Origin of the sequence: Psychrobacter sp. 219-2-C, from assembly GCF_049560815.1 — a bacterium.
GTDB lineage: Bacteria > Pseudomonadota > Gammaproteobacteria > Pseudomonadales > Moraxellaceae > Psychrobacter > Psychrobacter faecalis.
Genome location: NZ_CP186933.1, coordinates 1,302,037 through 1,316,648, shown reverse-complemented (window position 1 = coordinate 1,316,648; position 14,612 = coordinate 1,302,037). Strand labels below are relative to the sequence as shown.

At 44.4% G+C, this 14,612-nt stretch carries 8 protein-coding genes; 7 read left to right on the top strand and 1 reads right to left on the bottom strand.

The annotated features are described in order from the left end of the window. The first annotated feature begins 60 nt into the window (after positions 1 to 60). Positions 61 to 5,088, top strand: a complete 5,028-nt coding sequence (locus tag ACPEGP_RS05260) for a translocation/assembly module TamB domain-containing protein (RefSeq protein ID WP_423814156.1) — start codon at positions 61 to 63, stop codon at positions 5,086 to 5,088. A gap of 123 nt (positions 5,089 to 5,211) precedes the next feature. Here the strand turns inward: ACPEGP_RS05260 and hemP are convergent, their stop codons facing one another. Then, positions 5,212 to 5,370, bottom strand: coding sequence for a hemin uptake protein HemP (hemP, locus tag ACPEGP_RS05255; protein ID WP_227672156.1), 159 nt, complete (start codon positions 5,368 to 5,370; stop codon positions 5,212 to 5,214). A 205-nt stretch (positions 5,371 to 5,575) separates the two neighbouring features. Between hemP and ACPEGP_RS05250 the strand changes: the two genes are divergently transcribed. The 6 genes from ACPEGP_RS05250 (at position 5,576) to hemE (ending at position 14,570) form a co-directional block, all read left to right on the top strand. Beyond that, entirely contained in the window at positions 5,576 to 6,715 is a 1,140-nt protein-coding gene (locus ACPEGP_RS05250) for an NUDIX domain-containing protein (protein WP_423814155.1), read from the top strand. Between the two features lie 561 nt (positions 6,716 to 7,276). Then, on the top strand, positions 7,277 to 8,560 hold the full coding sequence (locus ACPEGP_RS05245; RefSeq protein WP_423814154.1) for a lipocalin family protein: 1,284 nt from the start codon (positions 7,277 to 7,279) through the stop codon (positions 8,558 to 8,560). 378 nt (positions 8,561 to 8,938) lie between these two features. After that, positions 8,939 to 10,384, top strand: coding sequence for a glyceraldehyde-3-phosphate dehydrogenase (locus tag ACPEGP_RS05240; RefSeq protein ID WP_201591664.1), 1,446 nt, complete (start codon positions 8,939 to 8,941; stop codon positions 10,382 to 10,384). 323 nt (positions 10,385 to 10,707) lie between these two features. Next, complete coding sequence (cgtA, locus tag ACPEGP_RS05235) at positions 10,708 to 11,910, top strand: Obg family GTPase CgtA (RefSeq protein WP_144296521.1); 1,203 nt, start codon at positions 10,708 to 10,710, stop codon at positions 11,908 to 11,910. Between the two features lie 141 nt (positions 11,911 to 12,051). Continuing rightward, entirely contained in the window at positions 12,052 to 13,224 is a 1,173-nt protein-coding gene (proB, locus tag ACPEGP_RS05230) for a glutamate 5-kinase (protein ID WP_144296520.1), read from the top strand. Between the two features lie 209 nt (positions 13,225 to 13,433). Further along, on the top strand, positions 13,434 to 14,570 hold the full coding sequence (gene hemE, locus ACPEGP_RS05225) for a uroporphyrinogen decarboxylase (protein ID WP_144296519.1): 1,137 nt from the start codon (positions 13,434 to 13,436) through the stop codon (positions 14,568 to 14,570). Positions 14,571 to 14,612: the final 42 nt, after the last annotated feature.

Here is a 14,612-nt window from a genome sequence, read left to right as displayed (position 1 = left end):
ACAGACTTATTTTTCATTCTAGCGCTTGCTGGTAATCCTTCTTTAACATAGCTGAGTGTCATGTTGACCAAAAATACCCCGCCAAATAAGCCCTCGGATGAAGATCCAGCACAGCGCGATGCCCGCGCTGTTAGACGTTGGTTTCCCCTGTCTTTTTTGCTCAAATTAACGGTCCTTATTTTGATTGTACTGGCGATTATGTTCGCCATATTTTTATATGCGGTCGGTACTGAGTCAGGCACAAAATTCATTTTAGAAAAAATCAGTGCCGAGACGGGGGTTAAGTTTAAATACGGTCGGGGTAATCTGCGCGATGGTATTTGGGTCAGCGATATCGATATCAACGCCACCGAAGACCTTGAGATATTGGTCGATAAAGCTTATGTCAAAATAGGCTGGCGCGCGGTATTTGCCAAAGAAGTGCATCTGCGTGATGCCGACATTCAAACCATTGAGATTATCAATAATAAGCCACCAACGGGCGAGCCGTTTGATTATCGAACGCTTAGCTTGCCAGTCAATTTGCGCTTTGATCAAGCAAAAATAAAAACCATTATTTATAAACAAGTCACCAAAGACCCTATCGTCGTGCATGATATCGAAGCGCGAGATTTGACTTGGGTTGGTAGCGTGGTGAACGTTGGGCGCGGCAAATTGCAGTATGCAGATATTGTAAAAGTCAGCGCTTTAAAAGGTCAGGCAGATTTACAAGGCGACTATCCTTTAGATTTGAGCGGAATTGTCGAGGTAAGTGCGTTAGAAAAAGCCTACATCGACCCGTTAAATATCACCGCAACCGGTACGCTAAAACGTACCGTTGGTAAAGTCCGTAGCCGTTATAACGACAGCGATGTCAGCGGTGATTTTGTGGTGCAAGGCTTAGATGAAGGTTCGCCGTTTCAAGCGAAACTTAAATGGGACGATATTTTAATTCCTTATGCCGATAGCCAAAATATCCACCTAAAAAGCGGCATGGCGACCGCGTCGGGCGTCATCTCGGAGATACGTCTGCGTATCAATACCGAGCTGACCGCTAAAGATATCCCATCGGGTCACTATCAAGGTCGCGGTATTATCGCCAACAGTCAGCTGCGCGTTGATCGTTTGGATGCGCAAGTACCAGCAGGCAATTTGACATTGCAAGGTATTTTGGACTGGAAAGAGAGTTTTGATGCGGTAGTCCGCGCCACAGGCAGTAATTTTGATATTCGACAGGCGATTCCAGCTGAATATGCCGACTTTAAACCCTATGCGCCGCAAAAGCTCAATGGTCGCTTATCGGTACATTATCAGCATAAAAATAAAAATGGCAATCTAGAGATGGATGCAGATTTGCGTCAGCGCGATGGTGAGCATCTCAATGCCAATATCGTGCGCGGCAAAACGCCTGCTCGTGGTCGCAGCGCCAATTCTAAGCAAGTCACACCTTGGTATATCGACGCCAAGTGGCAAAATTTGGTACGCCGCAATTTGCCTAATATTGGTAATGTCGACAGTCCAAGCGGACAAGCCAATGTTATTATCCGCGGCTCGAATTTATCGGTCGATAGCAAAGCGGTGATTAATGAGTTAAATGCCGCCCCTAAAGGCAACTACGATGTGCGCGTGCGTAAAGCCGGTGACGTGATTAATATCAACCGTCTTAATTACAAAGGTATAGTAGGCGACCTATCTGGTACAGGGCAGATTCAACTGGCCAGTAAAAAACGCCCGCTAACGTGGCAAATTGATGCGCGTACCACGGGTTTGTTACCCAAAAAATATCGTAGTGACATACCGCTTGAGCGCTTAACAGGGCATATCAATGCGCGCGGGCGCATGCTCAATATCAGTAAAAACCGTGTCAAAGGTCAGCGCCATATTATTAGCTTTACTAATACCGATTTAAAAGCAAATCTTGATGCCAGCCAAGATAGCCGCGCTATTGGTATCACGGGCAGCGGTGATGCCAGCGTTGATATTATCGGCGGCGAGCTGTCTGTTTTTGATGCTCGTTTTGATGGTCATATTGATACCGCTGACGTACCAAAGGGCAGTTTATCGATTGATGCTGCTGGTACGCCAAAGCTGATTCGTATTCGTAAACTCAACTATAACGGTGAAGCCGGCGCAGTAAAAGCGAACGGTGTTATTGACTTACGTCAAAACATTGGCTGGACGGTCGATGGCCGCTTTGATAAATTTAACCTCGGCTATTTTTTACCCAATAATGCCGCCATTATCACCGGTGATTTAAAAACCAGCGGCGTGTGGCAAACGCCGCCAAAGAACCAAGCCAATACTAATGCTAATACTAACGCAAAGGGTAAGCTGAAAAACTTTGTGGTGAAATTCGATGGTGTATTGGACGCTGAGCAACTGCCAGCCGGTAAACTTAGCATTGACGCCAGTGGTGACGCGCAGCTGATTCGTATCAAGCGTTTCCGCCATGTCGGCGCCGCAGGTAGTATCGATGCCAATGGTACGGTCGATGTGCGTAAAGGTATCGCTTGGGATGTCAAGGCGGTGATGAATCGCTTTAACTTGGGTTATTTCTTTAAAGATATCCCAAGTACCATTACTGGCACTATTGATACCGATGGGCGCTGGGGTGACAATCAGCAAATCGTTAATATCAAACAAGTTAACCTAAGTGGCGTGCTAAAAGGCCAGCCGCTCAGTGCCAAAGGTAGTCTGGCGGCGAAGCTGCGCCTACCAAAAGACTTGGGCAGTTACTTTAAACGCTTACAAGCACAGGATGCACAGGCACAGTATCAGCAAGTCAATGCGCTAATCGATAGCTTAAATGCCAATAATTTGGTGCTGCGTTGGGGCGACAATTATCTTACTGCCAATGGCAATGCTAAACAGCTACAAGCTAAGATTAATATCACCAGTCTTGACCAGCTCTCAGATAAGCTTGCTGGTAAAGTGACGGGCGGCGCAACCTTGTCGCAGCCCGCAGGCCAAGCGCTGCCCACGATTTATATCGACTTGGTTGGTGAGCGACTAGCGCTACCGGGCTTTATTTTGCGTCAAGGTCGTATTCGCGGTAAGCTGGTCAATTTGGCCAATAGCCCAAGCCAGCTTATTATTAGCGCCGAAGGTTTGGATGCGGCAGGTCAGAGCTTTAAAAAGGTCAATGCGACTTTTAATGGCACTGAGCAGGCCCATGTGGTCAATCTTGAAGTGGCAAATGATGAACTTGCTATCGCCGCTCGGCTCAAGGGTGGTTTTAATCGCGATAAGCTCAGTTGGTCAGGGGTGATTGGTAAAGGGCGTATCAAATCAAAATATGCGACGTTAAACCAACTACAACCTGCACAATTAATTGTCAATTTACCCAAAAAGCAAGGTAATAATTCTACTGACTTAAAAGTGCAGCTTGCCGCCCACTGTTGGCAGGCGACCGACCAAACGGGCAAGCTGTGTTTACGCGAGAATCTCATTGCTTCACCAGCGGCAGGTCAAGTCAATTTAGCGGTACAAAACTTGGATACTTCGCTGTTTTCCGTATTCTTACCCAAGGATATTGATTGGCAAGCGAAAATTAATGGTAAAGCCATTGTCGGTTGGCAACGTGGTCGTCCGCCGACGATCAATACCACGCTGTATTCTGACAACGGCAAAATCGGCTTGATGCAAGATGGCGATAGTCAGCCGGTTACCTTACCTTATAAGCGCGTGTCAGTCATTGCTTTGTCGGTCCCTGAAGGCATCAAACTGCGCACGGATATCAATACTGGTCGCGGAGCGCGTGGCTATGCTGAGGTTATCGTTGACCCTTATAAAACACCGAAACCTATCTCGGGTGCGCTGGTGCTCAATGAGCTGAATTTGGCAGTGTTTAAGCCTTTCTTCCCCGGTATGCGCGTGCTCGAAGGCAATATCACTATGGCAGGTGGTTTGGGTGGGACGCTCGATAAACCGCAGTTTTATGGCGATGTGAAATTGGCTGATGGCCGTATTGCGATGCTAGATTTACCAATCAATTTAAGAAAGGTCAATGTCGATGCCAAAATTCGTGGTACGCAGGCGAATATCGACGGCACTTTTAATAGTGGTACCGGTACGGGCAAGCTGACTGGTACGGTAAATTGGCAACAAAAACTGCAAGCTAAGCTCAGCATCATTGGCGAGCGTTTGGTATTGACCCAGCCGCCATTATTGTTGGCTGAGATTAACCCTGATATCGACATTATCGTGCGTCCGGGTGACCGTTATGTCAATATTACTGGCGCGGTCAGTGTGCCGTCAGCGACCATTCGTCCACCAGAAGCCAGTGAAGATATCATTACTCAAACCGAAGATGCGGTGGTTCTTGATCGCCGTTTGATTGGTAATATTGATGAGGTTTTAGCGATTTCAAAACCTTGGTCAATCAATGCCGACATCGGTATTGACTTGGGCGATGACATCAATTTCCGCGGTTTTGGTGCAGTGATTCCGTTAGCAGGGGCGATTAATGTGACCCAAAATGGCACAGGCGTTATGCGCGCCAAAGGCGTCGTGCAGGTTTCTCGCCGTACCAATGTCAATATTTTTGGTCAGAGCTTAGAGCTGAATTACGGTCAGGTGCGTTTTAATGGCGATGTGATGAAACCAAATCTGAGCATTGAGGCGGTGAAAACCATCAGCGGTAAGACCGTCGGCGTACGCGTTAAAGGCAATACAGAAAATCCAAATATTATCGTCTTTAACAATGCTGGCTTAACCCAGCAGCAAGCGATGAATGCCTTGATAACGGGCCGTATTAATAATAAGAGCGCGACGCAAATCAGTGAGCAAGGCTTTAAATCGCAGGTGACCAATAACCTTGCAGCGGCGGGACTAAGCTTTGGGCTGAGTGGCACGCGCAATCTGACCAACCAGATAGGTCAAGCGTTTGGCTTCCAAAGCCTAACCGTTGATGCGTCAGGCAGCAGTGATGACACCAACGTCAACGTTACTGGTTATGTAACCCCTGATTTGTATATTCGCTACGGAGTCGGGGTGTTTAATGCACAAAATAGCCTATCTATCCGTTATCAGCTAACGCGCCGCATTTATGTCGAAGCAACTTCAGCGGCGGAAAACGCGGTCGATGTGGTTTATAGTTGGCAGTTCTAAGCACTTAAGCTTTTAATAACCTTACTATACTGTCGATTTTTAAGTCGCTTGTTAGTGGTTCATTTAATGCAATAAAAAAACGCCTTTATCAAAAGGCGTTTTTTTATGCGGTGAGCAGTTGATTTATTTGGTCAAAATTAAGCGGTTATTGCGCGTTAAGCGTAAGCGATATTCTTCGCCTTCGTGCTCGATACGCACTTCTTTGGTTAGCGCAAATAGGTGCTGCGACTGTAGCGTAGGCAAACGGTTTTCGCGGCAGTTTAAATAACGAGAGATGACCATGCTCATAGTAAATTCCTTTTGATAAAATAATTAAAGATAAGACAGTGGGTAAAGTAAGTTATTAACGATAATAATTATCATTTACATTGAAAGCTTTTGCAAGCTATTTGATAAAATAAATCACAGTTATTATGTAAACTTATATAAAGCAGCATTTACAAACGCTATAAATCAAAACAGTCGTACCATTATAAAGGGCAATAGAATGAGCAGTCATGTAGAGGCTTCAAGCAAAAATTCGTTCGCTAAAAATGAGGCAAGTGCTCCTAAACCGCTAAAAATCGTCAATGTTGCGGTGGCGGTCATTTATTATCAGCATCGTTATTTGCTCGGTTTTAGAAATGCATCGCAGCATCAAGGTAATCGTTATGAGTTTGTAGGCGGCAAGATAGATCCTAATGAAACCGCTCAGCAAGCGCTGATACGCGAAGTCGCTGAAGAGACGGGCATTGATATCGCGAATAATACTTCGGTAAAACTCGGTCGGCTGCATCATGACTATGGCGATAAGCAGGTTTGCTTACAGGTTTACAAGGTAGCACTAAGTGCGCAGCAGTATGAACAGCATAGACATTGCCAGCAGGGATTGGAGGGACAAGCATTAACTTGGGTAGATAAATCGAAGTTATTGGCAGAAGATTACCATCTGCCAGCCGCTAATAAGACCATTCTTGCCTGGTTGCGCTTACCACAACAGATAGCAATTACTTATCCATTGGCACACTTCAACGACGCGGCTGATCCAGCAGCAGCTTGGCTACAATTTCATGCAGCGCATTTGGCGCATGATGCTTGGGTTTATGTCCGTCCAAAAGCCATGGATGCAGATAATAATATAGCGCAGTTATTACGCTTGCGTGCAGATATACAGGCGATTGTACCAGCTGAATTTGAAAGCGACCAAGCACATAAGCAAGCTATAAACCATCAAATCGTCGCAAAGCAGTTAACCCAGACACAGCTTATACGCGGCTTAAGCGATATTAATAACGATATTCACCAAAGCCAAAATGTAATTCACGACGATTTGTCTACAAACCATTTATTAAACTATCCATTAATCATTAGCTGCCACGACGCCCAAAGTATCGCTGCCGCTAATAAGTTGGCTCATAGACGTTTAGAGCAACAATTACCACCCGTTATCGGTATTTTTCTATCGCCAGTTTTAGCAACCCAAACTCATCCTGATACAGAGCCACTTGGCTGGCAAGCGTGGTCAATATTAGCAGAATTAGCCGATATGCCAGTGATTGGACTCGGTGGTTTATCGCCGAAAATGAGCACACAAGCAGAGCAGTATGGTGGTATTGCTATTGCTGGCATTCGTCAGTTTTTGCGGTAATTTTTAAGATGGTATTTATAGTATTTGAGAGTATATTTTAGGCCAATAATTAACCAAAATATGAAAGGTAAATCAAAAACTGAAAGCAAATGTAAGGCCATACAAGAGTAGGATTTAATGGGGACAAACCACTGATTTTAAATCTATTTTTACACAAGGTAACTATGTATTGCTTGTATGGCGTAAATACAGAATTACTTACAAACCGTTGCGTTTTCCTACATTGCTACACTGTTTTGCTTAGCCCTTTGCCATTATTATAAACCTGAAAATTACCAAAGGGCGCAAAATCAGTTTGTTAAGGGCGATTCATCTAGCAACTTTTTATCCAATCATTTGCTATTTAACCAATTGCTATCCAACCACCTCTTATCTATCGTGATTTTATTCATCACAGCGCCACTGAAAGGTATAGTAAATATAAGTAATCCAGTATTTAATTTTCACTCATCTGTCTTTTGTATTTAAAGTGATTGTTGAGCATTATTTATACTGAGTTAATCGCTATAAAATTTGATAAATGAAAAATTTTAACTAACACTATTAATAAATGGTACTCCTATGAAAACCAATAAGTTACCTAAGTCAGCATGGCCTGATTCGCAGGCAGCTGGTTCTCAATCACAGAAGACTAAATCAAGTCAGCATTACCTTGATAAAAACTATTTAAAAAAAGGTTATCGCAAGACAGATAATACGTCACAATCGAGTAATGCCAGCAACGACGCCAGCTATCACAACGATAGCGCCAACGACATGTCAGTAGACGATGTCGCTCTAAATACCTTGGCAACAGATAATGAATTTGGCTATAAAAAGAGTGGACAAAACGCGCCTATAGCCGCCACGCCTGCATTGATTCAGAAAAGCAATCACCGCCAAGATGAAGATAATACAAGTTTTAAAAGCACTCAAGATTTGCAAAGCCGCAGTTTTCAAGATGGCGGCGGATACAAAAAAGCGCTTGCTTATAAAAAAGTACAAAAAACTACTGACCTCAATACTTCCGATATCAATATTGACAGTGAAATTAACAGCTCAGCGAAAAGCTTAATTGAAAGTAATAACTTCAATAAGTCAATTACTGCTGAAACTGTTGATATAGACGACGTCAATGAAGATATGGGTTTACCAACAATACCGGAGCGTATATTTATGAATGGACTTATTAAACACACAGGTATTGCTTTAGCAATTATCATACCGCTGGCGGCGTTTTCAGCGTATGCGGCGACGCCACCCGTCAATAGCGCGGCTAAAGCTAATGTGACGGCTAATGCAACGACGGATAAAACCAGCACCGAGACATTAGCCATCAAGCCGAGTGCCATCATTCATAAGTCTGCAAGTGTACCAACCACAGTTGATAGCGTTGATCTGAAAAAATACGCCGGCACTTGGTATGAGATAGGTCGTTTACCGATGTATTTTCAGCGCAATTGTGCCAGTGACGTGACCGCGACTTATGTTGAAAAGACCGACAGTTCAGGCATCAAGGTGATTAACCAATGCAAAGCGCAAGACGGTTCAGGAATTACCGCTGAAGGCTTAGCCAAACCAGCAGATAGTACGGGCAGCAAATTAAAGGTAACTTTCTTACCTTCTTGGATTCGCTGGTTGCCCGTCGGTCGTGCCGATTATTGGATACTCGCACATGATGCAGACTACAAAACAGCATTGGTTGGCACGCCGGATAAAGACTATCTATGGTTGCTAGCGCGTTCACCAAATGTGAGCCAAGAAACTTATGCAAAATACCGCCAGATTGCTCAGCAACAGGGCTATGATTTAAAAGAGTTTAAACTTACCACGCAGACCAATCAGACAGTAAAGTTGGTTCCTTAAGCTTTTTATCACCATACATGGCACAACCATATAAGTATTTTATAATTGTCCTATTTTTGCATAGGTTGTTATTAATTGACAATAGAGCAGCAGTGCAAGCTGCCTTTATTTTTAACAAGCAACTTATAAAGCTATGAAAAACGCGATAAGTACGTCAAATTCGGTTATCACTAGCAAAATAGGGCGTTTTAGGCTAAAATCCACCTTATCTAAAGACGGTGACGATAAAGACTGTGACGCTAGTTGCTAATAGTTACTATTGCTAATTACTACTGCCAAAGTCGAGCATGACCGTTTTAATATCATTATTTAAGTAATGATGACCTATCTATTTATATTTCTTTCTACTTTACAGCTATTTAATTACTGACCAAAAGGATGTTTCTCGTGAGCAACGCTGATACCTTACGCCAATTACATCAAGACCATTTGAGCAATTATAACCAACAAGAGCAACAAGCCATTGAGCTTATGGGCTTATTAAATAAGCTTTATAATGAGCAAGATGTGCAAGTGACATTGTTTGGTGATACGCTAGATACAACCTCTGTGGGTCAAATACTGGCATTGCATCAAAAAGTCGCGCTGCGTGATAAAGGTGCTAAACCTATCGCTGTCGCGGATACTTTAGCGATGGTTAAAACGCTTGCAGAGAATAAAGACATCCAAGCGGCGCGTATCGATGTTGGTCAATTAATTGCTAATGACAGTGATTTACAAGCGGCATTAGAGTCTGTTAACAACAATAACGCTGCAAGCAATGGCGCAACGGATGTGGTGCTATACGGTTTTGGCCGTATTGGTCGTATCTTAACGCGTCTTTTATTGTCACAAGCGTCAAGCGCTAAAGGCTTACAGCTAAAAGCCATTGTGGTGCGTCCAGCAGCAGCGGGCGATCTGGCTAAGCGTGCTTCATTGCTTGAGCGTGATTCAATCCATGGTAGCTTCGCTGGTGGCGTCGTTGTCGATGATGAAAACAATGGTTTGATTATCAATGGCCGCTTTGTACAAGTCATTTATGCCAAAGACCCAAGCGAGATTGACTATACGGCTTATGGTATCAACGATGCATTGGTCATCGATAATACTGGCATCTGGAAAGATGAAGACGGTCTTGGCAAGCATTTGCAATCGACTGGCGTGAAAAAAGTATTGCTAACGGCTCCTGCTGGCGGTGAGATTAAAAACGTCGTTTATGGCGTCAATAACGATACGGTCGGCGATGACACTATCGTCAGTGCAGCGAGCTGTACGACCAACGCGATTACCCCAACGCTCAAAGTTTTAAATGATGAGTACGGTATTGAGAATGGTCACGTAGAAACTATTCACTCGTTCACCAACGATCAAAACTTAATTGATAACTATCATAAAGCTGATCGCCGTGGCCGCAGCGCGGTATTGAATATGGTTATCACCAGTACTGGCGCGGCAAAAGCAGTTGGTAAAGCCCTACCAGAGCTTAGCGGCAAACTAACGGGTAATGCAATTCGTGTGCCAACGCCAAACGTCAGCTTAGCAATTTTGAACTTAAACCTTAAAACGGCGCCAGCCAGTGCCGATGCGTTGAATGAGTTCATGCGTAAAGTGTCTAATAGCAGTCAGTGGCAAACTCAGATTGCTTATACAGATTCTACCGAAGCAGTATCGACTGATTTTGTCGGTGATACGCATGTCGGTATCGTTGATGCGCAAGCGACTATTTTGACAGACAATCATGCTATCGTTTATATTTGGTACGATAACGAAGTTGGCTATAGCACGCAGGTATTACGTTTGGCTACGCAAATGGCTGGCATCAGCTATGCGCAAATTCCAGCGTAAAAATTTGCACAGATGCTATCTTAGCCGTTTGTATTTAGATAAAATGCTAAGGCAAAATAGCGCGACGAAAGTAAGTTTTATCCTAGATAAATCGGTGTAGATTATTAACGGCAGTACTCAAACACCCGATAGTCCGAATGGTTATCGGGTGTTGTTGTCATGATAGATGCTAAGCGTGGTATGACATTTTAGCGAATACCGTTTTAAAGAAGATTTTATATTTTTTAAGTTATTCATAACTACCAAACATATAGCTACCACCTAAAATACAGTCGTGGACTGTAGCCAGTTGATAAGCTGGATGGTAAATAAAGGAACGTAAGATGCGATTTATTGATGAAGCCGTCGTAACGGTAAAAGCAGGTGACGGTGGTAACGGAATCGCCAGTTTTCGCCGAGAAAAGTATGTCCCACGCGGTGGCCCTGACGGTGGCGATGGCGGTAAGGGCGGCGATGTCTATGTCATTGCCGATGACAATACCAACACCTTAGTTGACTACCGTTATACCCGTCGTTATGACGCCATGCGCGGTGAAAACGGTCATAGTAAGAACTGTTCGGGTAAAGGCTCTGACGATATTTATTTGCCGGTTCCTATTGGTACGACCGTGGTTGATACCGAAACCGACGAAGTATTAGGCGATTTGATTGAAATTGGTCAAACGCTACTGATTGCCAAAGGCGGCGACGGCGGTCTGGGTAATACCCATTTTAAAAGCTCAACCAATCAAGCACCGCGCAAAGCCACTTCAGGTTTTGAAGGCGAGTTAAAGGTGCTGAAGTTTGAGCTAAAAGTAGTCGCTGACGTTGGTCTGATTGGTTTACCTAACGCGGGTAAATCAACCTTTATCCGTCAGGTATCTGCCGCCAAACCTAAGGTTGCCGATTATCCCTTTACCACATTAGTGCCAAACTTAGGCGTGGTTGATATCGGTCGTCACCGCTCATTTGTGATGGCAGATATTCCGGGTTTAATCGAAGGCGCGTCAGAAGGCGCAGGACTTGGCATTCGTTTTTTAAAGCATGTCGCTCGTACACGCCGTCTGTTACACTTGGTTGATGTAAAACCGATCGATGGCAGTGATCCAGTAGAAAACGCGCGCGTGATTTTAAATGAGCTTGAGCGTTTTTCACCTGAATTGGCCAATTTGCCACAGATTTTGGTGCTAAATAAAATCGACCAGGTTGCCGAAGAAGACTTAAATGAGCTTTGCACTCATATCGTGGCTGAGCTTGGCTGGACAGGTATGGTATTTCGTACCGCAACCTTGACCGGCGAAGGCGTTGATGCGATTAAGTACCATTTGATGAATGAGATCGAGCGCGAGCGCGAGCGTGAACTCGAAGATCCGATTTTTGCTGAAGCCCAAAAAGAGCGTTTTGAGCGCTTAGAAGCAGAAGTTCGTTTGAATACCGAAGCGCAGCGTGAAGCCTATCGTGCGGCTCGTAAAGCAGCGCGTGAAGGTACCACTTTAGACGACGATGACGATTTTGATGATGGCGTCGAAGTGGTATACGTTCCCTAATATATCTGCGCTTAAATGTATCTGACTTTAAATATATTTAGGGTTAAATTGGCAAAAGTTAATGTTTCGTTTTTTAAATAGGTGTGTGTACAGTTTTAATATAATCCACGTAATTCATTTACCCTAGCAACAGGAGTTTATATGGTAGTTGACATAGAGAACACGACAGAAGAAGCAAGGTTTGTTAAGCAAGCTCGCAACTTTGATATTCGGCGCGTTATTGTCAAGATTGGCTCATCGCTATTAACCAATAATGGACGAGGGCTTGATCGAACTGCCATTTACGAATGGGCAAAGCAGATTGCCAAACTGCATAAGCAAGGCGTGGAAGTATTACTTGTGTCATCAGGTGCTGTTGCTGAAGGCGTGGTACGGATGAATCTGGACGAGCGCCCAAGAAAACTGGCGGCGCTACAAGCGTGTGCGTCCATCGGTCAGATGGGCTTGATTGAAACTTGGTGGTCAGCACTAATTCAGCATGGTATTCAAAGCTCGCAGTTGTTATTGACCCACGATGATTTGTCCAACCGTAGCCGCTATTTAAATACCACGGGAGCATTGACGCAGTTATTAGAATGGCGTGTGCTGCCCGTGATTAATGAAAACGATACCATTACCATTGATGAGATTAAATTCGGTGATAATGACACCTTAGGCGCGATGGCAGCGGCAATGGTCAATGCCGATTTATACATTATCTTAACCGATCAAGATGGCGTCTTTACTGATAATCCGCGTAATAATCCGAATGCCAAAATGATTCGCCAAGAGCGGGCGATGGCCGATTACTTATTTGATATCGCCGGTGACGGCGGCAAACTTGGTCGTGGCGGTATGCTGACTAAAATTCGTGCTGGACGCTTGGCTGCCATGGGTGGTTGTCCAACGGTTATCGTGAGCGGCGCTATCGACGATGTCATCACGCGCGTGGTTTCTGGCGAAGCCGTTGGTACGTTATTGACCACTAATGACGAAGATAAAATCATTGCTCGTAAACAGTGGTTAGCGGCGCATTTGCGCATGTCAGGCACGCTCATTGTAGACGCTGGGGCTGCAAAAGCGGTTGTCGAACATCACAAGAGCTTATTGCCAGTTGGCGTCGTCGAAGTCCGCGGTGATTTTGATGAAGGTGATGTGGTTGAGATTGTCAATCAAGACACGGGCGAGCGTATCGCTGTTGGTCAAGTAAACTTCTCATCGCGTGACGCCTGCCGTGTGGCTCGTGAGCGTACAGAGCAGTTCGATAGAATTCTTGGTAACAAAGAAGAGCGCGTGGTCATGGTACATCGCGACAATTTAGCGTTAACCGTGTAGTTATACCCCTTTAATCGGTAGGTGTTGTCAAAGCTTAATAGTAAATGGCATTTAATATAAAGAAGCTGATATCAAATGATTATGAAGCTTTTTAGAATTAAATGCCGCTATCTATGCGTTATAAGCGTTTATTAATCTTTTCTTTCACTTATTTTATCTTGCCCTGTTATTTATTTTATTGAATATAGGGCTGTTTTGGAGAGTTGTACATGAGTGCTTCAGACAGTAACCATGCGCTTGAGCAGAACTTTGCGCCTTTAAAAAACGATAGATTGCTACGAGCACTCCGCTTTGAGCCCATAGATACCACGCCCGTATGGATGATGCGTCAAGCTGGTCGTTATTTACCAGAATATAAAGCCACCCGCGCTGAAGCCGGTGATTTTATGAGTCTATGTAAAGATACGGCGCGTGCGACCGAAGTCACTTTGCAGCCGCTGCGCCGTTATGAGTTGGACGCCGCGATTTTATTCAGTGATATTTTGACCATTCCTGATGCCATGGGGCTAGGACTATATTTTGAAACAGGCGAGGGTCCGAAGTTTAAGCATCCGATTCGTACGCAAGCGGATTTAGACAGATTACCTGTGCTCGATATGAATGACTCGCTTGATTATGTCATGCGCGCGGTGACGAGCATTCGTAAAGCACTAAACGGACAAGTGCCGTTATTCGGCTTTTCTGGTAGTCCTTGGACGCTAGCGACTTACATGATTGAAGGCGGCAGCTCAAAAGATTACCGCTATACCAAAGGTTTCTTATATAGCAATCCGGAGTTTTTACATCAATTATTAGATAAATTGGCAACGTCAGTGATTGATTATTTGGATGCGCAAGTGGTTGCTGGCGCACAAATTTTGCAGATATTTGACAGCTGGGGCGGGGCGCTTGGTCATCGTCAGTTTGTGAATTTCTCGCATGCCTATAATAAGCGTATTGTCGCTGAGCTAAAGGTACGTCATCCAGAAATCCCAGTCGTACTATTTACTAAAGGCGGTGGATTGTGGCTTGATGTGCAAGCGGATAGTGAGGCAGATGCGCTAGGTTTAGACTGGACGATGCCTATTGATCGCGCCCGTCAAGTATTGACAGAAAGTCAGCGCCAATTGACCAAACAACATAAAAAACTACAAAGCAGCAAAGCCATTCAGGGTAATTTAGACCCCGCAACCTTGTACGGCTCGCCTGCAACCATCCGTGCTGAAGTCAAGGCCATGCTCGATAGCGCTTACGCCAGTGGCGAAAAAACCGGCTATGTGGCAAACTTAGGTCACGGTATTACCCAGTGGGTCAATCCTGATAATGCCAAAGTCTTTATCGATGCGGTACATGATTATAAAATTTAAGTTATAAAATTTAATATCGTTAATTATTAAAAAATGAACGTT